At 63.1% G+C, this 24,179-nt stretch carries 20 protein-coding genes; 12 read left to right on the forward strand and 8 right to left on the reverse strand.

Annotated features, from left to right (window positions below):
• Window positions 1-85: 85 nt before the first annotated feature.
• Window positions 86-1,177 carry a citrate synthase/methylcitrate synthase gene (locus HCN58_RS09360; protein ID WP_171579068.1) on the reverse strand — a complete coding sequence of 364 codons (1,092 nt, stop codon included), beginning with the start codon at window positions 1,175-1,177 and terminating at the stop codon, window positions 86-88.
• 72 nt (window positions 1,178-1,249) lie between these two features.
• On the opposite strand from HCN58_RS09360, the gene HCN58_RS09365 reads away from it, so the two are divergent.
• Window positions 1,250-2,467, forward strand: coding sequence for a citrate synthase family protein (locus HCN58_RS09365; RefSeq protein WP_171579069.1), 1,218 nt, complete (start codon window positions 1,250-1,252; stop codon window positions 2,465-2,467).
• Here HCN58_RS09365 and HCN58_RS09370 read toward each other — a convergent pair.
• Window positions 2,425-3,108: a DedA family protein gene (locus HCN58_RS09370; protein WP_171579070.1), complete on the reverse strand. Its 684-nt coding sequence runs from the start codon at window positions 3,106-3,108 to the stop codon at window positions 2,425-2,427. The two genes, HCN58_RS09365 and HCN58_RS09370, sit on opposite strands and share 43 nt — an antisense overlap.
• Before the next feature lie 302 nt (window positions 3,109-3,410).
• On the opposite strand from HCN58_RS09370, the gene cobS reads away from it, so the two are divergent.
• The 5 genes from cobS (at window position 3,411) to HCN58_RS09395 (ending at window position 10,116) form a co-directional block, all read left to right on the forward strand.
• The gene (gene cobS / locus HCN58_RS09375) at window positions 3,411-4,409 is read left to right on the forward strand and encodes a cobaltochelatase subunit CobS (protein WP_065746623.1); all 999 of its coding nucleotides are present in this window, start codon (window positions 3,411-3,413) and stop codon (window positions 4,407-4,409) included.
• A gap of 133 nt (window positions 4,410-4,542) precedes the next feature.
• Window positions 4,543-6,447, forward strand: a complete 1,905-nt coding sequence (cobT, locus tag HCN58_RS09380) for a cobaltochelatase subunit CobT (RefSeq protein ID WP_171579071.1) — start codon at window positions 4,543-4,545, stop codon at window positions 6,445-6,447.
• Window positions 6,448-6,451: 4 nt separating this feature from the next.
• A complete protein-coding gene (locus HCN58_RS09385; protein WP_171579072.1) occupies window positions 6,452-7,519 on the forward strand; it encodes an esterase-like activity of phytase family protein in 1,068 nt (355 codons plus the stop codon).
• A 120-nt stretch (window positions 7,520-7,639) separates the two neighbouring features.
• Window positions 7,640-8,752, forward strand: coding sequence for an NADH:flavin oxidoreductase/NADH oxidase (locus tag HCN58_RS09390; protein ID WP_171579073.1), 1,113 nt, complete (start codon window positions 7,640-7,642; stop codon window positions 8,750-8,752).
• 263 nt (window positions 8,753-9,015) lie between these two features.
• Window positions 9,016-10,116 carry an LLM class flavin-dependent oxidoreductase gene (locus tag HCN58_RS09395; RefSeq protein ID WP_171579074.1) on the forward strand — a complete coding sequence of 367 codons (1,101 nt, stop codon included), beginning with the start codon at window positions 9,016-9,018 and terminating at the stop codon, window positions 10,114-10,116.
• A gap of 161 nt (window positions 10,117-10,277) precedes the next feature.
• On the opposite strand, the gene HCN58_RS09400 is transcribed toward HCN58_RS09395, so the two are convergent.
• From HCN58_RS09400 to rpmB, 6 genes are all read right to left on the reverse strand, one after another.
• Entirely contained in the window at window positions 10,278-11,399 is a 1,122-nt protein-coding gene (locus HCN58_RS09400; RefSeq protein ID WP_171579075.1) for a DUF2336 domain-containing protein, read from the reverse strand.
• A gap of 479 nt (window positions 11,400-11,878) precedes the next feature.
• Window positions 11,879-13,165 (reverse strand): T6SS phospholipase effector Tle1-like catalytic domain-containing protein, encoded by a 1,287-nt coding sequence (locus tag HCN58_RS09405; protein WP_171579076.1) that lies wholly within the window; start codon window positions 13,163-13,165, stop codon window positions 11,879-11,881.
• Window positions 13,166-13,278: 113 nt separating this feature from the next.
• Entirely contained in the window at window positions 13,279-13,605 is a 327-nt protein-coding gene (locus HCN58_RS09410) for a transcriptional regulator (RefSeq protein WP_171579077.1), read from the reverse strand.
• Window positions 13,606-13,715: 110 nt separating this feature from the next.
• Entirely contained in the window at window positions 13,716-15,377 is a 1,662-nt protein-coding gene (locus HCN58_RS09415; protein ID WP_171579078.1) for a P-loop NTPase fold protein, read from the reverse strand.
• Window positions 15,378-15,388: 11 nt separating this feature from the next.
• A complete protein-coding gene (locus HCN58_RS09420) occupies window positions 15,389-15,958 on the reverse strand; it encodes a P-loop NTPase fold protein (RefSeq protein WP_171579079.1) in 570 nt (189 codons plus the stop codon).
• 150 nt (window positions 15,959-16,108) lie between these two features.
• Window positions 16,109-16,417 carry a 50S ribosomal protein L28 gene (rpmB, locus tag HCN58_RS09425; protein WP_171579080.1) on the reverse strand — a complete coding sequence of 103 codons (309 nt, stop codon included), beginning with the start codon at window positions 16,415-16,417 and terminating at the stop codon, window positions 16,109-16,111.
• Window positions 16,418-16,754: 337 nt separating this feature from the next.
• Between rpmB and HCN58_RS09430 the strand changes: the two genes are divergently transcribed.
• The 6 genes from HCN58_RS09430 (at window position 16,755) to HCN58_RS35650 (ending at window position 24,151) form a co-directional block, all read left to right on the forward strand.
• On the forward strand, window positions 16,755-17,660 hold the full coding sequence (locus HCN58_RS09430; protein WP_171579081.1) for a DUF3108 domain-containing protein: 906 nt from the start codon (window positions 16,755-16,757) through the stop codon (window positions 17,658-17,660).
• Window positions 17,661-18,177: 517 nt separating this feature from the next.
• Window positions 18,178-21,600, forward strand: a complete 3,423-nt coding sequence (locus HCN58_RS09435; RefSeq protein ID WP_171579082.1) for a helicase-related protein — start codon at window positions 18,178-18,180, stop codon at window positions 21,598-21,600.
• Window positions 21,601-21,612: 12 nt separating this feature from the next.
• Entirely contained in the window at window positions 21,613-21,882 is a 270-nt protein-coding gene (locus HCN58_RS09440) for an RNA-binding S4 domain-containing protein (RefSeq protein WP_171579083.1), read from the forward strand.
• A gap of 124 nt (window positions 21,883-22,006) precedes the next feature.
• Window positions 22,007-22,345 (forward strand): ferredoxin FdxA, encoded by a 339-nt coding sequence (fdxA, locus tag HCN58_RS09445; RefSeq protein WP_057842040.1) that lies wholly within the window; start codon window positions 22,007-22,009, stop codon window positions 22,343-22,345.
• Window positions 22,346-22,759: 414 nt separating this feature from the next.
• Complete coding sequence (locus HCN58_RS09450) at window positions 22,760-23,545, forward strand: CarD family transcriptional regulator (protein ID WP_210265924.1); 786 nt, start codon at window positions 22,760-22,762, stop codon at window positions 23,543-23,545.
• A 264-nt stretch (window positions 23,546-23,809) separates the two neighbouring features.
• Complete coding sequence (locus HCN58_RS35650) at window positions 23,810-24,151, forward strand: hypothetical protein (protein ID WP_235983511.1); 342 nt, start codon at window positions 23,810-23,812, stop codon at window positions 24,149-24,151.
• The last annotated feature ends 28 nt before the right edge of the window (window positions 24,152-24,179 follow it).

Here is a 24,179-nt window from a genome sequence, read left to right on the forward strand (position 1 = left end):
CAATCCGGGGTTCTCTCATCCGCTGATACACTGGTCCCGGATTACGCTGGCGCTCCATCCGGGCTACGTTTGCTACGATTTTTGCTCACCCCGGCATCGATCCAACATAAGCCGAACTCGGCCGGATCAGCCGGCCGCCACGCTGCTGCTCCCGGGCATGCGCGGTCCAGCCCGCCGCGCGGGCCACGGCAAAGATCGGCGTAAATGCCTGGCGCGGAATTTTCAGCGCGTCGAGCAGGATTGCGGTGAAGAACTCCACATTGGTGTCGAGCGGGCGATCGGGATTTTTCCGCCGCAGCGCGTCGCGTATGTAGGCTTCGACCTCACCTGCGAACGCCAGATCGGTGCCGCCTCCTGCAAGCCGCTCGATCGCGCCCTTGAGCACATCGGCACGAGGATCGCGGACGCGATAGACGCGGTGACCGAAACCCATCAGCCGCTCGCCGCGGGCCAGCGCACTGTCGACCCACGGCTTGATCCGCTCGGTCGAGCCGATCGCATCCAGCATCTCCAGCACCGGTTCAGGGGCGCCGCCATGCAATGGCCCGGTCAGGGCGCAATAGCCGGCGGTGACGGCTGCGAATAAATCCGCCTGCGTCGAGGCCACCACGCGCGTCGTGAAGGTCGACGCGTTCATGCCGTGATCGCAGACCGTGACGAAATAGGTGTCCAGCGCAGTGATCTCGGGCGTTTCGGCCTTGCGGCCGCGCAGCATCGACAGTGTGTCGGCAGCATGGCCAAGGGTCGGATCGGGCGCGATCGGATCATCGCCTTTGGCCCGTTGCAGCAGCGCGCCGGCAATCACAGGCAACGCGCCGAGGATGGTTGCCTCATGCTCAAGTCCGTTCTCCCCGCGCAAGCCGGCGACGGCAGCGCGAAAGCCGTCGATAATCGACAAGCCACGCGTTGCCGGCAGCAATTCGGGTAGTCGTGCGAATGCGCGTTCCCGCGCAGCGCCGAGCCTTGAGCGCACATTGGCTTCGCTGAGGGAGATTCCCATTGCCGAGTTCCACAGGCGCGCGGTCACGCCTTCGAAACTCGATTTTCCCGCGAAGTCGCCGATCCGCTCGCCGGTGATAATTAGTTCGCCGCCCTCGCCGTCGACATGGCTGAGCGCGGTTTCGGCGGCCGGAATGCCGTCGAGGCCGATCGGGGTCTTCGAAATCTGCATGTTCATGGGGCTCTCCTTTGCTTGCGGCAAAGGTCGGGCCTCTCGACAGATTGATCAATCTTGATTACGTAAATCAATATGAAAAAATCCGCCGGACTTTACCTCTCGGCGCGCGAGGCCTCCGCCGAACTCGCTATCTCCCAAGCGACGCTTTATGCCTATGTCAGCCGTGGCTTGATCCGCTCGGAGCCGTCTGACGATTCTCGCAGCCACCGCTACCGGGCCGAGGACGTCCGCACGCTAAAAGAGCGCCGCGCGCCGTCGCCGGAGCCGCGCGGCCTGCGCAGTTTCGACGCCGATCTGCCGGTGATGGATTCCGCCGTCGGAACCATCACCGAGGACGGCGCGATCTATCGCGGCGTCAACTGCATCGATCTCGCCGAGCGCGACACGCTCGAACATGCCGCGACGCTGCTGTGGGACGTGACCGGCGTCGATCCCTTCGATCAGAACAATTGCCCCGTTGTGTCAGACGAAATGCGCGCAGTGGCCGAGGCCGCACGTGGAGCTAATGCGATCGATCGCGCCATCGCAGTGCTGGCGCTCGCCGCCAGGGCTGACCCAAGGGCCTTCACCCGCGCCGACGAAGAGCGCGCGATGCTAGGTGGCCGCATCATGCGCCTCGTAGTCGCGACCATGCTGAACACCAAACCCTCGGCAAAGCCGCTTCACGTGCAGATCGCACGCGTCTGGGCGCCAGAGCACAAGCAAGCGGCCGATTTGATCCGCCGCGCGCTGGTGCTGCTGGCGGATCATGAGCTGAATGCCTCGACCTTCACCGTGCGCTGCGCGGCCTCGACCGGGCTAAATCTCTACGATGCCATGATCGCCGGTCTCGTCGCGCTGAAAGGCCCGAAGCATGGCGGCGCCGGCGTGCTGGCGGCGCAGCTCCTGAAGACGCTCGCAGATGGCGAGGTCGCCCCTCTGATCCGCGAGCGCGTCGCGCTCGGCGAACACTTTGCCGGCTTTGGCCATGGAGTCTACAAGCATGGCGATCCCCGCGCGCGGGCGCTTCTGGAGGCGCTGGCGCGCTCGGGCGCTGACCGCAAGCTCACCCACGAAATCCCGGAGCGGATCGCCGAAGCGACCGGCGAGTTCGTCAATATCGATTATGCCCTTGCGGTGCTGGTGCACACGCTCGGCCTGCCGCCCGGCCATGAACTGGTGCTGTTTTCCATGGCGCGAACCGTGGGATGGATCGCGCATGCCTGCGAGCAATTGCGCCATGGCCGGCTGATCCGGCCCCGCGCGCGCTATGTTGGTCCCGCACCGGGACGGAGCCCGGTCCGGGCCTGATCCGAAGGAGTCTTTCCGATCCGCCGGCGGCGCAGCGCCCAGACGCCGAGCGCGATGATCGCTGCCGCGAACACGGCTAGAATCCACACGTGCTTGCCGGCGCCCTGGTGATGCGGCACGCCGGCATATTTATGCAATGCGGAGACCGCGAGCACGCCCGGCAGCACATGCGCCAACGCCCAGGCGAGTACCGCGGGAATATTGACGCCGAAGAAGAGCGCTGGCGACATTCCGAGCGCGCCCGCCGTGACCGGTACGAACGCGCGGATCGGCGGCACAAAGCGCGCAAACAATACAGCCAGCGTTCCCCAGCGCTGGAAGAAAGCTTCGCTCTGCGCCATCACGCCTGGATAGCGGGACATCGGCCGGGCGTTGAGAATTTCGCGTTGCGAGCGATGGCCGACCCAGAATGCCGAGCCGTCGCCGAGCACGGCGCCGGCGATCGCGGCCGCCAGCACGCCTCCCAGCTTCAGTTCGCCGCCGGGCACCAGGGCACTCAGGGCAAGGATGATGGTCGAGCCCGGCACCAGCGCGCCTGCAACCGGGATCGCTTCCAACAGGGCAGCGAGAAATAGCGTCAGGTAAGCCAGCCACGGATGGGCAGATACGAATGCAATCACGGGATCGAGGAATGAAGTCACAACTGCCGTCCAGTGGGTGGGCCGCCTGCACCAGAGCTACCAAGCCCGGGCAGGGGCCGAAAGTGCCGGCAGACCTCCGGTTTTGCCCCGGCAAAGTGACCAGGGCGGCAAAAGTACGGCGTGATTCGCAGAGCAGCCCTCCAAAAACCTGATACGCGTCCTATCTTAATGATAAGGCAATGGAACTTTGATTGCGCCGCGGGCTTCTGCCGGCCCTTGCTCTCTGCTAGGTTCACGTTAGCCCCCATCCGCAGCCATTCAACAGATCTGGTTTCGGGAACGCCCGGGACCTCGGAGGATTGATGACGACCGCCGCCATGAGCAAAGTTTCGGAGCCCGTCGGATTGCCCGACATGAAGGTGTCGGTCCGGCAGGTCTTCGGTATCGACAGCGACCTCGAAGTGCCGGCCTATTCCGAAGTCGACCCGCATGTGCCGGAGGTCGATTCGGACTACCGCTTCGACCGTGCCACCACGCTCGCGATTCTCGCCGGCTTCGCCAAGAACCGCCGCGTCATGGTCACCGGCTATCACGGCACCGGCAAATCGACCCATATCGAGCAGGTCGCGGCGCGCCTGAACTGGCCCTGCGTGCGCGTCAACCTGGACAGCCACATCAGCCGTATCGACCTGGTCGGCAAGGACTCGATTGTCATCAAGGACGGCAAGCAGGTCACGGAATTCCGCGATGGCATCCTGCCGTGGGCGCTGCAGCACAACATTGCGCTGGTGTTCGATGAATACGACGCCGGCCGCCCCGACGTGATGTTCGTGATCCAGCGCGTGCTGGAAGTTTCCGGCCGCCTGACGCTGTTGGACCAGAACAAGGTCATCAAGCCGCACCCGGCGTTCCGCCTTTTTTCGACTGCGAACACGGTGGGGCTCGGCGACACCTCGGGCCTCTATCACGGCACCCAGCAGATCAACCAGGGCCAGATGGACCGCTGGTCGATCGTCACCACGCTGAACTATCTGGCGCATGACGAGGAAGTCGAAATCGTGCTGGCCAAGGCGCATCACTACCGCACCCAGGAAGGCCGCGATATCGTCAACAAGATGGTGCGCCTTGCCGATCTCACCCGCAATGCCTTCGCCAACGGCGATCTATCGACGGTAATGAGCCCGCGCACGGTGATTACCTGGGCCGAGAACTCCGACATCTTCGGCGATATCGGCTTCGCGTTCCGCGTCACCTTCCTCAACAAGTGTGACGAACTGGAGCGGCCGCTGGTGGCCGAATTCTATCAGCGCTGCTTCAACCAGGAGCTGCCTGAGAGTTCGGTGAACGTGGCGCTCTCATAGTCGTCGTCCCTGCGCAAGCAAGGACCCATACGCCGTGACGTCTCAATAGTGCGACGGAGCCAGAGTTTGAAGACAATGATCGCCGGTGGTTATGGGTCCCTGCTTTCGCAGGGACGACGGCGGTGAGGTGGTAATGACGACGTCGAACTCGAAATTCCGCACCGGATCCAAGGAAGCACCGACCGAGCCGTTCAAGCGCGCGGTGACCTCGTGCCTGCGCGCGATTGCGAAGGCGCCGGAGCTGGACGTGACGTTCGCGGCCGAACGTCCCGGTCTCGCGCCTGGCAAGGCGCGGCTGCCGGAGCCCGCCCGCAAGATGACCAAGCGGGATGCGGCGATCGTGCGCGGCCATGCCGATTCGATCGCGCTGAAGCTCGCCTGTCACGATCCCAAGGTGCATCGCAAGCTGATGCCGGGAAATCCGCAGGCGCGCGGCGTGTTCGAGGCGGTGGAGCAGGCGCGCGTCGAAGCCATCGGCTCGCGACGAATGGCAGGCGTTGCCAAAAATCTTACCGCGATGCTCGACGATCATTTCCATCGCGGCAAATACGACGAGATCACCGACCGTGCCGACGCGCCGCTGTCGGATGCGCTGGCGATGCTGGTGCGCGAACGGCTGACGGGACTTGCGCCGCCGACGGCTGCTAAAAAAATGGTCGATCTCTGGCGCCCAGTGCTGGAAAACAAGATCGGAGCCCGGCTCGACAAGCTCAGCCGCGTCACCGAGGACCAGGCCAAGTTCGGCGATCTCGTGCACGACTTGCTGTCGGCGCTCGACCTCGGCGATGACCGCGATGCGGACGCCGATGACGACGAAAACGATGATGAGAATCAGGACGGCGAGAGCGATCAGTCCGGCGCCGAGGGCTCGCCCGATTCCGATGCCGCGCAGGAAATGAGCGCCGACCAGGCGCAGGCTTCCACCGACGAGATGTCGGAAAGCGCGATGGAGAGCGCGCAGGCCTCCACGTCAGATACGTTCGACGACGGCGAACTCGGCGACGACGAGACGCCGGGGGAAGCGACGCGGCCGAATACGCGCGGCGCCAACGAGCCGCGCGGGCCGGAATATCACGCCTTTGCACCGAAATTCGACGAGGTCATCGCGGCCGAAGATCTCTGCGACCATGACGAGCTGGAGCGGTTGCGCTCGTATCTCGACAAGCAGCTCGCGCACCTGCAGGGCATCGTGGCGCGGCTGGCCAACCGGCTGCAACGCCGCCTGATGGCGCAGCAGAACCGCGCCTGGGAGTTCGACCTTGAGGAAGGCATCCTCGATCCGGCGCGGCTGTCGCGCGTGGTCACCGATCCCTATCACCCGCTGTCCTTTATGCATGAAAAGGAAGCGACCTTCCGCGATACCGTGGTGACGCTGCTGCTCGACAATTCCGGTTCGATGCGCGGCCGCCCGATCACGGTGGCGGCGACCTGCGCCGACATTCTCGCGCGCACGCTGGAGCGTTGCGGCGTCAAGGTCGAGATTCTGGGCTTCACCACCCGCGCCTGGAAGGGCGGCCAGTCCCGCGAGGCGTGGCTTGCGGCCGGCAAGCCGGCCAATCCCGGCCGCCTCAACGACCTGCGCCACATCATCTACAAATCCGCCGACGCGCCCTGGCGGCGTTCGCGCAAGAATCTCGGCCTGATGATGCGCGAGGGGCTGTTGAAGGAGAACATCGACGGCGAGGCGCTGGACTGGGCGCACAAGCGACTGCTCGGTCGCGCCGAGCAGCGCAAGATCCTGATGATGATTTCGGACGGCGCGCCGGTCGACGATTCTACGCTGTCCGTCAATCCCGGCAATTACCTCGAGCGGCATCTGCGCCACATCATCGAGGAGATCGAGACCCGTTCGCCGGTCGAACTGATCGCGATCGGCATCGGTCACGACGTCACGCGCTATTATCGGCGCGCGGTCACCATCGTCGATGCCGAGGAGCTCGGCGGCGCCATCACTGAAAAGCTCGCCGAGCTGTTCAGCGAGACCCAGGGCGCCGCGCCCACCACGGGCCACCACCGGCCGCGCCGCCTGCACTCGTGAGAGCATGCGCCCGCTCATAGGCCGCCGCCGCCTTTTGAAATATGCAGCGGCGGGGCTTTCGGTTGCGGCCGTGCCGGGAGCCGCGCTGGCGCAAACGGCGGTTCAGCGGCCGCCGAAGCAGACCGTTCCCGACGAATTCTCGGTCAGTGCGCCGGTATCGATCGAGGTCAATGCCCGGCCGCTGCCCTCCTTCGACACCCGCGACCGGTCGCGGGTGCGGTTCGGCGAACTCGAATATCGCAGTGGCCTCATTCTCACCTCGCGGTTTCGCGGCTTCGGCGGGTTGTCGGGCCTGCGGCTGGATGCCAAGGGCGAGCGCTTCATCGCCATCAGCGACAAGGCCGGCTGGTTCACCGGGCGTATCGTCTACAAGGGCCGCGAGATGACCGGGCTCGACGATGTCGAGGCTTCGCCGATGCTCGGGCCTGACGGCAAGCCGATCACTTCGCGCGGCTGGTTCGATACAGAGGCGATCGCGCTCGACGGCTCGCTGGTCTATGTCGGCCTCGAGCGCGTCAATCAGATACTGCGCTTCGACTTCGCCAAGGGATTTACCCGCGCGCATGGCGAATTGATTCAGTTGCCGCTGGGCGTGCGCAAGCTGCCCTATAACAAGGGAATCGAGGCGCTTGTCGTGGTGCCGAAAGGCTTGCCGCTGGCGGGAACGCTGATCGCGATCTCCGAACGCGGGCTCGACGCGCATGGCAACATCACAGCCTTCCTGATCGGTAGGACGCTGGGGCTGTTCAGCATCCGCCGCAGCGACAATTTCGATATCAGCGACGCGGTGCTGCTGCCGTCCGGCGGGCTGCTGCTGCTGGAACGAAAATTCTCCTGGCTCGGCGGGATCGGCATTCGTATCCGCCGCGTCGCGCTTGCTTCCATCGCGCCCGGGGCCGTGATCGACGGTCCCGCGATCTTCGAGGCCGATCTCGGCAACGAAATCGACAACATGGAAGGCATCGACGCCCACGTCACGCCGGAGGGCGAAACGGTCCTGACGCTCGTCTCGGACGACAATTTCTCGCTGATCCAGCGCAATCTGCTGCTGCAATTCGCGCTGGTGGAGTAGCGCCGCTCGTTCTCCCCCGTATATTCGCCCGGCAGGGTTGAGCCAGGCGCGGTTGAGCGGCGGGCGCGGCCTCGTTACACAATAGGGCTTGCTTTCCTCCCGGTCCGGATCCCTTCGCCCATGAGCGCTTTGTTTACCCCGATCAAACTGCGCGGCCTGACGCTCGCCAATCGCATCATGGTGGCGCCGATGTGCCAGTATTCCGCTGATAATGGCGAGGCCAATGACTGGCACTTCACCCACATCAATTCGCTGGCGCTGTCGGGCGCTGCGGTCTTCTGCATCGAGGCGACGGCGGTGGAGCCCACGGGCCGCATCACACCCGGCTGCCTCGGCCTCTATAACGACGCCACCGAAGCCGCGCTGAAGCCGATCCTTGGCTCCGTGCGCAAGCGTTCGAAGGCCGCCGTGATGATGCAGCTCGCGCACGCCGGCCGCAAGGCATCGAGCCACACGCCGTGGGATGGCGGGCAACTGATCCCGGTAGCCGAAGGCGGCTGGCGGCCGGAGGGGCCGTCGGCGATCCCGCACAAGGAAGGCGAGCCGCCGCCTGTCGCCCTCGATGCCACGGGCCTGGCGCGCGTGCGCGACGCGTTCGTGGCGACTGCGAAGCGCGCCGAGCGGCTTGGGATCGATGCGATCGAGGTGCATTCGGCGCACGGCTATCTGCTGCATCAGTTTCTGTCGCCGATCGCCAACCGTCGCACCGATCAGTATGGCGGCTCGTTGCAGAATCGCATGCGCTTCCCGCTCGAAGTGTTCGACGCGGTGCGCGCGGCGTTCCCGCACGACAAGCCGGTGGGATTGCGCGTCTCCTGCACCGACTGGGTGGAAGGCGGCTGGGATCTTTCGCAGACCATCGAGTTCGCGCAGGAGCTGAAAAAACGCGGCGTCGACTGGATCGACGCGTCCTCCGGCGGCGTCTCGCCGCTGCAAAAAATTCCGCTCGGCCCCGGGTATCAGGTGCCCTTCGCGCAAGCGATCCGCGAGGCTACGGGGCTGACCACGATTGCCGTCGGGCTGATTACGGAGCCGAAGCAGGCCGAGGAGATTGTGGCCTCGGGCAAGGCCGACATGGTCGCGCTCGCCCGCGCCATGCTCTACGACCCGCGCTGGGGCTGGCACGCCGCAGCCGAACTCGGCGGCGAGGTGTTCGCGCCGCCACAATACTGGCGTTCGCAGCCCTCGACGCAAAAGGCACTGTTCGGCGCCACGACGTTCGGGACGCGGTAGCCTCTTTCTTTCTTCTCCCCTTGCGGGCGAAGGGAAGTAAGCGCTCCGCTCTTTCCCCGTCATTGCGAGCGAGGCGAAGCAATCCATCCTTTCGTCACGCGGCGATATGGATGCTTCTTTGCTTCGCGCCTCGCAATGACGATCTCGAAACCGAACGCCTGCCCATCCGTTTCGTCATATCTCGGCCATACGTCCGGCGTGCTATGCTTTCGCGTGCGCGCGATAGACGCGTTTTCAATAACAACATACCGCGAGGACACCCCATGGAGATCGGATATTTCACGATGCCGTCGCATCCGCCGGAGTGCGGATTGAAAGAGGGTCACGACTGGGACCTGCAGACGCTGCGCTGGCTCGATGAACTCGGCTATCAGGAAGCCTGGATCGGCGAGCACCACACCGCGCCCTGGGAACCGCATCCCTCGCCCGATCTCATTCTCGCGCAGGCGTTCTTGCAGACCAAGAACATCCGCCTCGGTCCCGGCGGTTTCCTGTTGCCCTATCATCATCCGGCGGAATTGGCGAACCGCGTCGCGATGCTCGATCATCTCTCCGGCGGACGGCTGAACTTCGGCGTCGCGGCAAGCGGCCTGCCGAGCGACTGGGCGATGTTCAACGTCGACGGCATGTCCGGCCAGAACCGCGACATGACCCGCGAGGCGCTGGAGATCATCCTGAAAATGTGGACCGAGGACGCACCCTGGACCCACACCGGCAAGTTCTGGACCGTGAGCAAGCCCGACACCATGTTCGACTTCCTCAAGCCGCACCTCAAGCCGTTGCAGGCGCCGCATCCGCCGATCGGCGTCGCCGGTCTCTCCAAGGGCTCGGATACGCTCAAGCTCGCCGGCGAGCGCGGCTACATCCCGATGAGCCTCAACCTCAACCCGGCCTATGTCGGGAGCCACTGGGAATCGGTCGAGATCGGGGCTGCGAAAACCGGACGCAAGCCGAAGCGCAGCGACTGGCGGCTGGTGCGCGAGGTGTTCATCGCCGACACCGACGAGGAGGCGTGGCGGCTTTCGGTCGGCGACATGATGGGCCGCATGATGGGCGAATATTTTTTGCCCTTGCTCGGCCATTTCGGGTTCAAGGACTACCTCAAGGCCGCGCCCGATGTCGCCGACTCCGACGTCACCGTCGAGTATTGCGCCCGCAACAACTGGATCGTTGGCTCGCCGTCGACGGTCACCGAGAAGATCGAAAAGATCTACCACGAGGTCGGCGGCTTCGGCACGCTGCTGGTGTTCGGCTTCGACTACAAGCACAAGCCGGAGGCGTGGTACAATTCGCTGCGCCTGTTGAAGCAGGAGGTGATGCCGCGGCTGGAGCATCTCGACGCTGGTCTCACCAAGGCGGCGTGACGGCTCTTCCTTTCTCTACAAGGGGAGAGGGGAGCGAGCGCTCCGCTGTTTCCGCGTCATTGCGAGCGTAGCGAAGCAATCCATTCTTTCGTGATGCGGAGAGATGGATTGCTTCGTCGCTATCGCTCCTCGCAATGACGGCGGATGCCATCACAAATCGCTCAATTCGTCTTCGCCGCGTCGGCGGCGCGAACCTGCCAGAAGCGCAGCAGGCGGCGGGCGTTCTCGACCGTCAGCTTGGCGTATTGCTCCCTTGCTTTCGCCAGCTCATGCCGGCCCATCGAGCCCGCGACGAAGCGGCTGTCGAGTACGGCGGCCACCGTTTCCCAGTTCAGTCCGGCGACGCGGCAGGGGATCAGCACGCCCTCGTCGCGCAGGCTCTGCATCACCGGGCGGATCACCTCGACGCTCGAGCCGGAGAGCTCGGCGAGCGCTGCGACCGTCTCGGCATATTTCCGTTCTCTCGCAAACGCCAACAGCGCCGGCTCGTTCAGCTTGCCGTGCCTGGCGAGCGCGGTGACGAAGCGGCGCGCGGCGGCGAAATCGCGCGTGCGCGACATTTCGCGGCCGGCGCCGTTGGCCGCAGCCGCGATCGCGTTGCGAATTTCCTCGAACAGATGCGGCGGCGCGCGAGATAGCAGCCGCGTGCGTACGACGTCGGTCGCGTTCTGCAGCAATTGCCGGCGCTGCTCGGCCGGCAGGTCGACGCGGATGCCGGTCTCGACCGCCAGATCGGGATCGCTCTCCGCCTGCTTCAGCACGATCGCGTAGCCGCTCGCCGACATCCGCGCGCCGGGATTGCTGACGAGGCGCCGGCTGACGGAGGGATAATGCCGTTTCAAGAGCGCATCGGTGACGATCTCGGTCAGCCACCAACGTCCTGAGATCGCCAGCAGATGCTGCTCGCCCTTGGTCTCTGCCAATTCGACCAGATCCTCTGCCGTCAGCCGCGCCGATTCGGTCAGCACCGGACGGGCGATCGCAATCTCATCATTGTGGGCGAGCCTTCGGATCACGCGAGGCGGCGCCTGCTTGATCGAAGCGAGCTGCGTGCTCAGTTCGGCGAGCGCGATGCGCGCGGACACATCGGCCAGCGCGCGCAGCTCGATGGTCCGGATCAGCCGTTCCAGCACGTCGCCGAAAAGCTCGATCTGCTCGCCGGAATAGCCGTCGGCGGACAGCAGAAGCAGGTCGGTGACCTGCCTAAGCGCATCCAGATGTTTTTCCGCCGAGCCGGCCTGGATGGCCGCCTCGACCTCCTCAGTGATCGATCGTTCCAACATCGCTCGTCCTGAGCGTTTCAAGCCGGTTCTGGCAGCAGATGGATGAGAATAGGCAGCAGAGTTGAACGATTCGTAAACCATTTGGGTTCCGCGGCGGCAGGAATGCGGCTGTGGGATTGCGGGGTGCTAGGCCAGTGGCCCAGTGACGCGGCGGCCTTCTCCCTCTCCCGCGTGCGGGGGAAGACGAGCAGAGCTCGCTCTGAGAGGGCCGGGGTGGGGGTGCCTCCGCATAACGAGCTCGTAGTGTGGCTAAGTGGGGAGGGAGCCGACCGCCCGTGTGGCGATAATATGCTGAGCTGTCATACCCCGCGCATGCGGGGTATCCAGTACGCTGCGGCCTATCGATAGTGGTGACGGTATGCGCATGTGCGCAAACTCTCTCCCCGTTATTGCGAGGAGCAACGCGACGAAGCAATCCATAGCGCCACGCGCCGAGGCATGGATTGCTTCGCTTCGTTCGCAATGACGGGGAGAGGCCATCAATCCGCCGCGACGTCCTCCGCGCTCGCATGCGCCGGCGGCACCGGCATTGGGAATTTCTCGTACTGCTTCGGCAGGTTGACCGGGCGGTAGCTCGGCATCGCATCCATGCGCGCCAGCACCGACTCGTGGATCACAGCGCCGTCGGGAATGAAGCGCGGCTCGGCGTCGGGGATGTAATAGCCGAGATAACTCTGCCGCGCCGGCCATTCCTTGTACGTCGCACTCTTCGGCAGATATTCGAGCAGCCACCACGCGCCGCGCAGCGACTCGTGCAGCTCGCCGCGCACGTCAGGCGCGACATAGGAGAACGGGCTGCCCTTGCGCTGGATGCCCCAGGCGAGCTGGTTGACGGTGGCCTGGTTGACGCGGAGCCCGCATTTGACCGCCTCGTCGATCATCCAGAGCAGCGGATATTTTGAAAGCCCGCTTTGCTTTTCCGGATAGCCGCCGCCGATATCGGCATGGACGCCTGAGAACCACACCTGCAGAATATCCTGCGGCTCGGCGTTGATGTCGTTGAAGCGGTTGTGCCGGAAGGTCTGTGGATCGTCCCACTTCTTGAGGCGGAACATGCAGCGCCGCTCGTCGATCGAGATCGCCTGCCGGAACGCCTGCACGCTCGGATTCGCAATCGTGAACGCCAGCTCCTCCAGGCTCGGCCAATAGAAGCGATCGGCCCGCGGCACGATCACGCTCGCGACCGTATCCCAGACGCCGACGAAGCGGATCGTCGGCCAGCGCGCCGAGGTGATGCGCGCGAACTGCGCGGCGTTGTCGAACGCCGTCTGCGGCAGCGGCCCTCCCGCGTCGCCGGCATCGCCGAGCAGCTTCATCTCGCGGCGCAGCTTCGGCGCCTCGTCGGAGGAGAACTGCTTGTAGGCGATCAGCCCGCTTCCTGCGAGATTGACCTGCTCGGGCGTGATCAATCCAATCTTGTGCACCAGCCCCGCCAGCACCCGCACGGTATAGGCGCCGCGGGAAAAGCCGAACAGATAGATCTGGTCGCCTTCGCGATAATGCTGGACCAGGAAGCCATAGGCCGCGAGCACGTTGTCATCGAGCCCATAGCCGGTGGCAAGCCCCAGGATGGCGTTGAAATCCTGCTTCAGTCTGTGCCACGGGTCCGGCCGCTCCAGCGTGCCGACGCCGGGATCGTAAAACACCATCTGCCGCGGCTCGGTCTTCTCCGTCTTGCGCAGGCAGCGATACAGCTTGAGCACGTTGGAGATGTTCTCGGAAATCTCGTTGCCGGTGCCGTCGCAGCAGATGATGATGTTGCGCATGATGACGTTCCCCCGGTGCTACCGGAGCGAGTATAGCGGAATTTGGGGATTTTGGATGACGCTGCGGGAAGTGGCCATATCTCGTCCACGTCTTCCTTGCGCAAGGCCCCGCATCAGACCGCTTCGGTGACCGCGCGAATCTTCAGGTGCACGCCGGTTTCTTCCTGCAGCGCGCCGATGACGCCAAGCAGGTTTTCAGCCGTAGGATTGCCCTCCGGCCCGAACATCCGCATCAGGCTCTTCGGCGAGCGCCCGAGCACCTCGCCCAGCCGGTCGAATCCGACCGTTGCGTTGATATAGGCCCGCAAAGCGGCGCGGCCGTGATCGGTCTCGCCCTGCAGCAGGGCCTGCACCGCCTCCTGAAACAGCGCCCGGCGAAAGGTAGGCTCTCGCTCCGCCCGCGCCCGCACGGTGTCGCGAAAATTCAGGGTCAGTGGCATGGCCTCATCCTTCACGCTTTCGCTTCTTGTAATCGCGCCAGCGGCAGCGCGGCCTCGATGCCGTTCTGCGGTCAATTTTAGTTGCTTCGCCGGATTTGTCCTTCTCTTGGTTAGTTCTTTGGTGATGCTTGCCAAGCCCCTAGTAACTCCTTCGCTTTTATCGAATGCGAACCGAGTTCTGCTGCAGTGGCCAATTGCTTAAGGCGTTCGAGCACCTTGTCAGGATCAGTAAGAACACGAACGTATTGCTCGTATAGTGGATAATGAACGCCGCGGTCAGAGCTGTTTGCCCAACCTCGAAGTGCTTCGAGTGCCCACAGAAATCTCCCGTCCTTAATCGTTGCTTCCGAAAATCGCCTCCTAACATCATCAGCATCGCCCAACTGTACCCAACAAAAAAGTACGTCCGTCGGACTCGGAAGAGCGAAGATCTTCCGCATTCCGAGAGACTCAAAGCGCTTGATGATTGTGCTGAGACATTCGTCGAATTCCTCTCGATCAAGCCAAGCATTTTGCGGGTAAGATCGATGCCCCTCTGGCAAGCCTAATGCAAATCCCTGGTCGCGCATAACGAACGCGAGCCAGTTGATGCTCTTTCCTTCGCGCACGGCAGCGAGAAAATTCCCTGGAGAGTTCTTGCGTAAGAGAAGCCGAGTTCGATCCCAAGTCTCACTGTGCCCAAGTACGGCTATTTGATCAGTGCGTCGCGCAAAATCATCCATAGTTTCGGCGAAGGCTGCTAGCATTCCTGAACGCGCGGTCGGTCCTTCGATGTCTGCCGGCCCATCAACGAGACGATCAAGCAAGAAGTCCAGGAAATGACCTTTACGCTCATGAGCGCGCTCGAAGAGCGATATCAGGATTTCAACCGCCTTCGCGGGGTCGTCTTCGACCGCGCTTCTGAACGCTGAGATGTCAGCATCGCGGACTGCATAGGAAGGCATGTCGAATGCGAAATAGCCCCTCCAATGGCTCGGGCTGCCCAACCGTTTGCCGTGCTCAAAGACTTCTAGTTCGCCTCGCTCAAACTTAAAGACTTGAGGACCCTTATCGGAGGACAATGATAGCGAGTTGAGGCCCGGCAATATTCGATCAAGCCCGGACATATAGGCCTCCTCGCTCCAACCGCGATTTTTTAGTAGGTCAAGGAGCTTTTGAGCCGCCGCCGCCCGTTCAGTGTCGTTGACACTTCCGCGATCACGATAGCTTCCAACATTCTGCAGATAGTCGCGTGTCCAAGAGTAGAGTTCAGGCCACTTTGTTTTCAGGAGCTGAAGCCAAACGAAGTCGAAGAAATCGAGTTCGCCAGGAACATAAGGCCAAGCAAGCTCTATCGATTGATGCAATCGAACAACGTCCCGTGGTGTGTTCAATAGTAGTCCGCACCATCGATCGAACAATGATTCTCGTCTGAATTGGACTTCGTGATCTTTGGCGCCACCTTCCATCTGAAAAGGAAAGGACTTCTTCAAAAGCCTCTGGAAATACCTCCGCAAAGCAAATGGCTCTTGGGGAGGAACGTGGACGATGTCTTGGAAGATTTTATCGATGTATAGGCGACCATCCTGTATTCCAAGCCCGTGGTTGACCTGCTGAGACAAGACGTTCGCATCAAAGCAAAAGACATACGTAACAAATGGGAAGTCCGCAACTTTTCTGGCTAGCCGAAGAAGTTCTAACGCTTCGTACGCTTCTAGGCGGTCAGTATCATCGATGATAACTGTGAAACGAACGTTTGGAAGCAGCTTGCCGACAGCATTCAGCCCCGCCACGATTTCCGCCTTCAGTTGATCAAGAGAAGGAGCCTCCCGAAAAGCTTGGCAAATCCGCTAGCAGTCTTGAGGCCCGTCGCAGCTAGAGCAGTTGCGCCTGTCGGATCGACAGCAACCGCGCTACCAACAGGAACGGCCAGGGCGCTCATGTATTCGCCGTATCGTCGCATTCTCGTAGATAGTCGCCTGGCGGCTCTTCCAAGCAGCCATCTGGAGGGATGCCAGTAGCTTCGCCGTCGTTGAACGACTTCTATTTGTTGCGCCAATTGGCCGAAGAATGCTGCGATAAGTGCGTTCTTCTCGCCAATCAGCCAAGGTTCGAATCGAATGACGACGTGTTCGTCATATTGGGTGAGTTGCTCCGCAACAAAATTGGCTAGCGTTGATTTCCCGCTTCCCCAAGTACCCTCCAATCCTAAAACGTATCCATCGGCCGATATCCGTGTTGCGAGAATTTGAGATAGGCTGCGCGAAATCTCAGCAAGGCCAAACTCGTCATCCTTTATCGCCTTCAGGGGAGCGTCACCCTTCAGCTTTTTCTCGTCCGTCACGCCCAAGTCAACGCTGCTCGTTTCTGCCATAGGTCATGCCATGCGCAATAGAGGGGTCTCAATCTTACATAGAAGATCGATCGGCGTCCTCGTACGGTTGTATGAGCTTGAGAAACAAAAACGGCCGGGTCTTCCGACCCGGCCGCTCCAAACTTCGATCCGCCGATTGTAACTTAAATCTCAGCTCGCCTTCTTCACGAACGCGGGCTTGCCGACCTTCTTCTCGATCGCGCGCTTCAGTTCGAGCGCGCGGGGGGAGAGGACGTCGGCCTTGGCCTTGAGGAGGTAGGCGTCGAGGCCGCCATTGTGGTCGACGCTCTTGAGCGCATTGGTCGAGACGCGCAGGCGCACGTTGCGGCCGAGCGCGTCCGAGATGAAGGTGACGTTGGCCAGGTTCGGCAGGAAGCGCCGCTTGGTCTTGATGTTGGAGTGGCTCACCTTGTGGCCCACCTGGGGGCCCTTGGCCGTCAGTTCGCAGCGCCGGGACATCTTGCAAAATCCTCTTCCATCCCCGACAGGGCCAAGCCGCTTCTCGCGGGCGCCGCGGGGGTCCAAAATCGCGTCCATTTCCAGGAACCGCGGACGTATAGGGGGAGACGGCCACGCGGTCAAGGTTCTTGCGCTGGCCGCGACCGCTGAATTAGCGGGTTTGTAAGGGGTTCCAGCCACTTAAGCCATCATATAAAGGGCGCAATCCGCGCCGACATCATGGGTTTAGCACAAAACGACCTTGGCCCTCCCGCGAGCGGCGGGCGGCGATGAAAGGTCCATCAAAAGGCGTGGTTTCGCGAAAAACACGCGTTGTTTGCCGGATATTTCTGCCTAAATGAACATCAGCTCGCGCCGTTCCCGGGATTTTTCATTCGTGACCGCCAGATGCGCCGTTTCGCGCCAACCCCTCTCCGCAAGCCTCGGCCTCGTCGTCGGCCTGTGTGCCGCCGCGTTTGCATCGCTCGCGCCACAGCCGGCTGCCGCGCAAGGGCGGCTGGATGCGCATTATGAGGCGACGCTGGCGGGCATCCCCGTCGGCAAGGGAAGCTGGACCATCGAAATCGGCGATGATGCGTTTTCGGCCTCCGCGCAAGGCGGCACGGCCGGGCTGCTCAAGGCGTTTTCCGGCGGCACCGGTTCCGGCGCCAGCCAAGGCCGCATCGTGAACGGCGCGCTGGTCGCGAACGCCTATACCGCGACCACCACCACGCAGAAGAAATCCGAAACCATCCGCCTCGTGCTGGCAGGCGGCAACGTGAAGGACTTTTCGATCGACCCGACGCCGCCGGTCGATCCGGACCGTATCGTCGTTACCGAGGCGCACCGGAAAAACGTGCTCGATCCCATGACCGGCTCGATGCTGCGCGTGCCTGGTAATGGCGAGGTGCTGGCGCCGGATTCCTGCCGCACCGGCGCGGGGATCTTTGACGGACGCCTGCGCTACGACCTCAAGCTCGACTACAAGCGCATGGAAACGGTGAAGGCCGAAAAGGGCTATCACGGGCCGGCGCTGGTCTGCGCGATCTACTTTACGCCGGTTGCCGGCTACATTCCCGATCGCCCCGTCATCAAATATCTCGCCGGCGAACGGCGGATCGAAATCACGTTTGTGCCGATCGCCGGCACGCGCGTCCTGGTTCCCTTCCGCATGACGATCCCGACGCCGTTTGGCCTGGCGATGCTGGAAGCGACGTCTTTCGTGACGTCAGCGATGCCGCCACGGGTGGCGAAGACGAATTGAGCTCATAGTTTGCCGTCGTCCCTGCGAACGCAGGGACCCATAACCACAGGCGATCATTGTTGCGGGCGCTCGTAATTCCCATCGCCCGTAATTGTACGGCCGCGGCGTATGGGTCCCTGCGTCGCAGGGACGACGGGGAAGCTGAATCCACCTTGACTCTTCCCCACTTCTGATTCGACTCCGCTGCCTCGATCTTTTTAAGAAATCAGTCCCAAAACCGTCGCTTGTGGAGCCGCTGTAAACTTGATCTAGTGCCACCCCGAGCGCTTCAGCGCGAGATGTTGCGGTGAACGTATCGGGTCTCGGTAGGAGTCAGCGATTCGGACGCGATTCGTTCCAGACTCGTTCCAGAGCTTAAGCCGCGACAGCATCACCGTCGCAAAGTGAAACAGTTTCCGTCATTGCGAGCGAAGCGAAGCAATCCATCGGGCCGCAAAGAAAGAATGGATTGCGTCGTCGCGTTGCTCCTCGCAATGACGATGGAAGCGCCGGAATTTTAAAGAAACACCTGCACAGAATGGCTTTCTCTCCTTCCACGTTCGCGAATGATCGCGCGCCCGGCGCGGGCGTTACCGCTGTCCTCGGGCCGACCAATACCGGCAAGACGCATCTCGCGATCGAGCGGATGCTGGGGCATTCGTCGGGCGTGATCGGCCTGCCGCTGCGGCTGCTGGCGCGCGAGGTCTACAACAAGATCGCGGATCGGGCGGGGAGCGAAGCGGTCGCGCTCGTCACCGGCGAGGAGAAGATCAAGCCGAAGAACCCGCGCTACTGGGTCTCCACCGTCGAAGCGATGCCCCGGGATCTCGACGTGTCGTTTCTGGCCGTCGACGAAATCCAGATCGCCGCCGATCTCGAGCGCGGGCATGTCTTCACCGACCGCATCCTGCACCGCCGCGGCCGTGACGAGACGCTGCTGCTCGGCGCCGCCACCATGCGGCCGATCATCGAGCGGCTGCTGCCGGGTGCTTCCATTGTCACACGTCCGAGACTCTCGCAGCTCGAATTCGCCGGCGACCGCAAGATCACGCGCCAGCCGCGCCGCACCGCGATCGTCGCTTTCTCGGCCGATGAAGTCTATGCGATTGCCGAACTGATCCGCCGGCAACATGGCGGTGCGGCCGTCGTGCTCGGCTCGCTCTCACCACGCACGAGAAACGCGCAAGTCGCGATGTTCCAGAACGGCGACGTCGATTATCTCGTCGCGACCGATGCTGTGGGCATGGGGTTGAACCTCGACGTCGACCACGTCGCTTTCGCTTCCGACCGCAAGTACGACGGCTATCAGTTCCGCAGGCTCAATCCGGCCGAGTTCGCACAGATCGCGGGCCGCGCCGGGCGCGCCACCCGCAACGGCACCTTCGGTACCACGGGCCGCTGTGCACCTTTCGAGCCGGAACTGGTGAACGCGCTGCAGAACCATACGTTCGATAGCGTCAAGATGCTGCAGTGGCGGAATTCGAAGCTGGATTTCTCCTCGCTCGGCGCGCTGCAGGTGTCGCTGGCGCTGCCGCCGGGGCATGACGCGCTGACCCGCGCGCCGATTGCCGAAGATTTGCGCGTGCTCGATCATGCGGCGCGCGACGGCGAGGTGAGGGACATGGCCCACGGCAAGGCCGCGGTGGAACGGCTGTGGGACGCCTGCCAGATCCCGGATTACCGCAAGATCGCGCCGGCCGCCCACGCCGAGCTCGTGACCACGCTTTATGCGTTCCTGATGCAAAAAGGTCGGATACCCGATGCATGGTTCGCCGCCCAGGTCGACCAGGCCGACCGCGTTACCGGCGATATCGACACGCTGTCGGGCCGGATCGCGCAGATCCGCACCTGGACCTTCGTCGCCAACCGGCCGGACTGGCTGTCCGACCCCGACCACTGGCAGGGGATCACCCGGGAGGTGGAAAATAAATTATCCGATGCGCTGCATGAACGGCTTACGGAGCGTTTCGTTGACCGGCGGACCAGTGTATTGATGCGCCGCCTGCGGGAGAACTCAGTTTTGAATACGGAAATTGGCAAGACCGGCGAAGTGATTGTTGAGGGGCACGCGATCGGCCGCCTCGATGGATTTACCTTTGCGCCCGATGCGGCGGAAGCCGGCTCGGACGCGAAAGCCCTGCAGGCCGCCGCGCAGCAGGTGCTGGCAAGCGAAATCGATGCGCGCGCCGCAAAACTTTCCGCAGCCCCCGACGACCAGTTCGTGCTGACCTCCGACGGCACCATCCGCTGGACCGGCGATGCCGTGGCAAAGCTGGTCGCGGCCGACGATGCGCTGCATCCGCGCATCCGCATCATTTCCGACGAGCGCCTTTCAGGTGCGCCGCGCGAAGCCGTGCAGGCGCGGCTCGATCTGTGGCTGAAGACGCATATCGAAAAGCTGCTGGGCCCGCTGTTCGGGCTCTCCAAGGCCGAGGACATCACCGGCATTGCGCGCGGCATTGCGTTCCAGCTCGTCGAAGCGCTCGGCGTGCTGGAGCGTAGCAAGATCGCGAGCGAGATGAAGGATCTCGACCAGGCTTCGCGCGCGACGCTGCGTAAATACGGCGTCCGCTTCGGCGCCTATCACATCTATTTCCCCGGGCTTTTGAAGCCTGCGGCGAGGGCGCTGGCCTCGCTGCTGTGGGCCGAGAAGCAAGACAATGTCGACATGTCCGCGCTCTCGGGCGCGCAGCATCTGGCGAGTTCGGGGCGCACCTCTTTCCCGGTCGACAAGGCACTGCCGCGCGATGCCTATCGCGTGCTCGGCTACCGCCAGTGCGGCGAGCGCGCGGTGCGCGTCGACATCCTGGAGCGGCTCGCCGATCTCATTCGGCCCGCATTGGCGTGGCGCGAGACGTCGCCGGGCGAGAAGCCGGCCGGCGCGTTCGATGGCCGCGGCTTTGTGGTGACGCAGGCGATGACCTCGCTGACGGGATCCGCCGGTGAAGATTTTGCGTCGATCCTGCGCGCGCTCGGCTACCGCATGGACCGTCGCCCGCCATTGCCGCCGAAGCCCGCGCCCGAGGCCGTGGTCGAGACCGTCAACGCCGAAACACCGCCGGTGGAGGCAAGCGCCGAGGCGACCGCCGAGACGCCGGTGGAAGAAGTCGCGGCCGAACTGCCCTCGACGAACGAGGCTGCTTCGTCCGCCTCGCTGCTGCCGGACGTCACGCCGTTCGCCGCGGAAGAACCTGCGGCTGAGCCTGCGCCCGCCGAGACCACGCCCGCGGAAGCCGCGATTCTGGACGCGCCACCGGAACAGGAACCGGCGGAAGCGATCAGCGCCGCGGAAGTGGCGGCCGAGCCCGCAACCGCGAGCGAAGCTCCCAGTGAACCCGCTGCCGCCGAAACCGCTCCCGTCGAAGCCGCTGCACCAGAGACGAAATCCGAGACGCCGGCGGAGCCTGTGCTCGTCGAAGTGTGGCGGCCCGGCGGCCGTTCCGATGAGCGCCGCCCGCATCATGACCGCCACCGGCAGCGCCATCACCGCGCGGGCGAAGGCGCGCCGGCAGCAAGCGGCGACGGCGGTGAGGGTGCGCCGCGCGAGCAGCGCCATCGCCGCGGCCGTCGCCATGGCGAGTTCAGAAAACCCCGCGAGGGCGCGCCGGCCGATGCTACGGCTACGCCGGCTGCCGAAGGCGCGCCCGCGGCAGAGGCGCGTCAGGATCGCCCGCCGCGCGAGCGTTTCGAGGGCAAGGGCCGTGACCGTGAGGAGCGCCGCGACAAATTCGATCGCAACAAGGGCGAGCGCAAGGGTGGCCGCGACAAGGGCGAGCGCGGCGGCCGCGATTTCGGCGGACGCGACAAGGGCGGCCGCGACAAGCGCGATAGCGGCCCCTCCCATCGTCAATGGGCGACCAGTGCGAACCCACGCGACCGTGACCGGCCGATCGATCCGAATTCGCCGTTCGCAAAACTGGCGGCGCTGAAGGAACAGCTCGCCGGCAACCGCAAGGAATAGTCGAGCAAATATTTGGAGCGGCAGCGTCTCGACAAATGGCTGTGGCATGCGCGGGTGGTGAAGGCCCGCACCTCGGCTGCCGCCCTCGTCGAGGCCGGTCATGTCCGCATCAACGGCGTGCGCGAAATGGCGCCGGGACATTCGGTGAAGGTCGGCGACGTCTTGACGATCGGGCTCGATCGCACCGTACGCATCCTCAAAGTCGTGGGTTTTTCCGAGCGGCGCGGGGATGCTGCGGCCGCGCGCGTGCTCTACGACGATTTGCAGATTGGCAAACAATAACTATCTGCGCAGGGCACGCAGGGACGCCTGAAAAACGGCCGCTAAGGGCCCGCTGCTTCCCTTGCAGCAGCGCACCGCATGCGCTACGCAAACCCCGGAAAACTGATCCGTTTCGGAGCGTTGGATGACTTACGTCGTCACTGAAGCCTGCATCAAGTGCAAGTATACCGACTGCGTTGAGGTCTGCCCCGTAGACTGCTTCTACGAGGGCGAGAACATGCTGGTCATCCATCCCGACGAATGCATCGACTGTGGCGTCTGCGAACCCGAGTGTCCTGCGGATGCCATCAAGCCCGACACCGAGCCCGGCCTGGAGAAGTGGCTCGAGGTCAACACCGAATACGCCAAGAGTTGGCCCAACATCACCCAGAAGAAGGATGCCCCGCCGGACGCGAAAGAATTCGAAGGTGTCGAGGGCAAGTTCGAGAAATATTTTTCCAAGGAGCCCGGTAGCGGCGATTAAGCCTGTGGATAAATTGAGGGCTGTGAGCCTGATTTTGGCCCCAATCTGAACCGAACGCGCTTGTCGGATTTAACCCTGTTAGCGGACTTATGCCGGAAACCGCCCCGTAAGGGCCCGGAACCCGGCGTAAATCATTGATTTTTGCGGAAAATGTGCTATATTGAGCACATTACAAGCCGATCCCGGCCATGCGTATCCTGTGGCCCCGGTGGGTTTCTGTAAAAACATCGAACAGGGGCGTGGCAGTTCCGCGCGCAGGCTGTGTCACAGAAAACGCGTAAAAAGAGTGCTTCCAAGACGACGAAAAAAGCCGCTCCGGCCAGCCGCAGCGCAACCAAAGGCCGTGCCAAGGCGCCCGTAAAGGAAGCCAGGAAGGTTTCGGCCACAAAGTCCTCAAAGAACAAAAGAAGCGCAATGCCAGAAAAGACTGCCAAGACCGCCGCGAAAGCGACGGGTTCGAAGACCAGTGCCCCGAAACTTGCTGCCAAGGCTCCCGTCAAAACCCCTGTGAAGGCTGCGCCTGCGAAAGCCGCGGCGCCGAAGGCTCCGGCCAAGCCGGTCGCTGCCGCGCCGCGCGTCGAGGAGCCGAAGAAGGTCGTGACCCAGCGTCAGGGCTTCAAGGCCAACGAATTCGTGGTCTATCCCGCTCACGGCGTCGGCCAGATCCTGGCGATCGAGGAGCAGGAGATCGCGGGCGCCAAGCTCGAGCTGTTCGTGATCAATTTCATGAAGGACAAGATGACGCTCCGCGTGCCGACCGCCAAGGTCGCCAATGTGGGCATGCGCAAGCTGTCCGAGCCGGCGTTGGTCAAGAAGGCCCTCGAAACCCTCAAAGGCCGTGCGCGCGTAAAACGCACGATGTGGTCGCGCCGGGCGCAGGAGTATGAAGCGAAGATCAATTCGGGCGACATCGTCGCGATTGCCGAAGTGGTCCGTGATCTCTACCGTTCGGAATCGCAGCCCGAACAGTCCTACAGCGAACGTCAGCTCTATGAAGCCGCGCTCGACCGTCTGTCGCGCGAAATCGCCGTCGTGCAGCATTCGACTGAGACCGAAGCGGTCAAGGAAATCGAAGGCCAGCTCGCCAAGAGCCCGCGCCGCGGCGCCAAGGCTGAAGCGACGGAAGCTGACGCCGAAGCCGACGAGGCCGATGTCGACGCTGACGGCGACGACGCAGCCGTGGCGGACGAGGCCGCCTGAAAGAATCCCGAGCATTGAAACGAAAAGCCCGGTCGAAAGACCGGGCTTTTTGTTTTGAGGTGAGGAAATTCCTTCGCGTCCTTCGTCCCTTCTCCCACAAGGGGAGAAGGGACGTCGCCGGTTGACGAGAGAGGCAAGCTCACCCGAAGATTGGACAGTATTTGCAGTCACTTACGCGGAAAGTGGCCCAATTTTCGACTTTTTGTGACCAGAATCGGGGGAGAACCTCCCGACTGCATCCAGATCTACCGCAAGGGGGATTCGATGAAAGGGCAGGTTCAGACAGTCTTGTTCGCCGTTGTCATGGCCGCGCTGCTTCCGGTCAGCGCGCCGGCCGCGCAGGTCAGGGAATGCAGTGCGGCTGTGCCCTCAAGTCAGAAAGGGCATTGGTCCTGGCGCCTGATCGACGGGCGCAAATGCTGGTACGCCGGCACGGCCATGATTTCGAAATCATTGCTGAAGTGGCCTGCCGCAGCGCCGGCAGAGGCGGCGCCCGTCAGTCTCGCCACGGAGAAGCGCAGCGAGCCGATGGATGCGCAGGCGCGGATGCTCGACGATGACAATAGTTTCGAGTCGCGCTGGCGCGCGCGTGTGATTCCGGAGTAGGTGCGAACTTCGCCTCCTTCTCCCACAG

The sequence above is a fragment of the Bradyrhizobium australiense genome (assembly GCF_013114825.1).
Taxonomy (GTDB): domain Bacteria; phylum Pseudomonadota; class Alphaproteobacteria; order Rhizobiales; family Xanthobacteraceae; genus Bradyrhizobium; species Bradyrhizobium australiense.

Bases quoted from the DNA above. Each gene is read 5' to 3' on its own strand.
- cobT (WP_171579071.1), top strand. From the start codon at position 4,543: ATGACGACGTCGAACTCGAAATTCCGCACCGGATCCAAGGAAGCACCG.
- cobS (WP_065746623.1), top strand. From the start codon at position 3,411: ATGACGACCGCCGCCATGAGCAAAGTTTCGGAGCCCGTCGGATTGCCC.
- HCN58_RS09400 (WP_171579075.1), bottom strand. From the start codon at position 11,399: ATGTTGGAACGATCGATCACTGAGGAGGTCGAGGCGGCCATCCAGGCC.
- HCN58_RS09360 (WP_171579068.1), bottom strand. From the start codon at position 1,177: ATGAACATGCAGATTTCGAAGACCCCGATCGGCCTCGACGGCATTCCG.
- fdxA (WP_057842040.1), top strand. From the start codon at position 22,007: ATGACTTACGTCGTCACTGAAGCCTGCATCAAGTGCAAGTATACCGAC.
- HCN58_RS09405 (WP_171579076.1), bottom strand. From the start codon at position 13,165: ATGCGCAACATCATCATCTGCTGCGACGGCACCGGCAACGAGATTTCC.
- HCN58_RS09385 (WP_171579072.1), top strand. From the start codon at position 6,452: ATGCGCCCGCTCATAGGCCGCCGCCGCCTTTTGAAATATGCAGCGGCG.
- HCN58_RS09450 (WP_210265924.1), top strand. From the start codon at position 22,760: ATGCCAGAAAAGACTGCCAAGACCGCCGCGAAAGCGACGGGTTCGAAG.
- HCN58_RS09430 (WP_171579081.1), top strand. From the start codon at position 16,755: ATGAACATCAGCTCGCGCCGTTCCCGGGATTTTTCATTCGTGACCGCC.
- HCN58_RS09395 (WP_171579074.1), top strand. From the start codon at position 9,016: ATGGAGATCGGATATTTCACGATGCCGTCGCATCCGCCGGAGTGCGGA.
- HCN58_RS09390 (WP_171579073.1), top strand. From the start codon at position 7,640: ATGAGCGCTTTGTTTACCCCGATCAAACTGCGCGGCCTGACGCTCGCC.
- HCN58_RS09435 (WP_171579082.1), top strand. From the start codon at position 18,178: ATGGCTTTCTCTCCTTCCACGTTCGCGAATGATCGCGCGCCCGGCGCG.
- HCN58_RS35650 (WP_235983511.1), top strand. From the start codon at position 23,810: ATGAAAGGGCAGGTTCAGACAGTCTTGTTCGCCGTTGTCATGGCCGCG.
- HCN58_RS09365 (WP_171579069.1), top strand. From the start codon at position 1,250: ATGAAAAAATCCGCCGGACTTTACCTCTCGGCGCGCGAGGCCTCCGCC.
- rpmB (WP_171579080.1), bottom strand. From the start codon at position 16,417: ATGTCCCGGCGCTGCGAACTGACGGCCAAGGGCCCCCAGGTGGGCCAC.
- HCN58_RS09420 (WP_171579079.1), bottom strand. From the start codon at position 15,958: ATGGCAGAAACGAGCAGCGTTGACTTGGGCGTGACGGACGAGAAAAAG.
- HCN58_RS09410 (WP_171579077.1), bottom strand. From the start codon at position 13,605: ATGCCACTGACCCTGAATTTTCGCGACACCGTGCGGGCGCGGGCGGAG.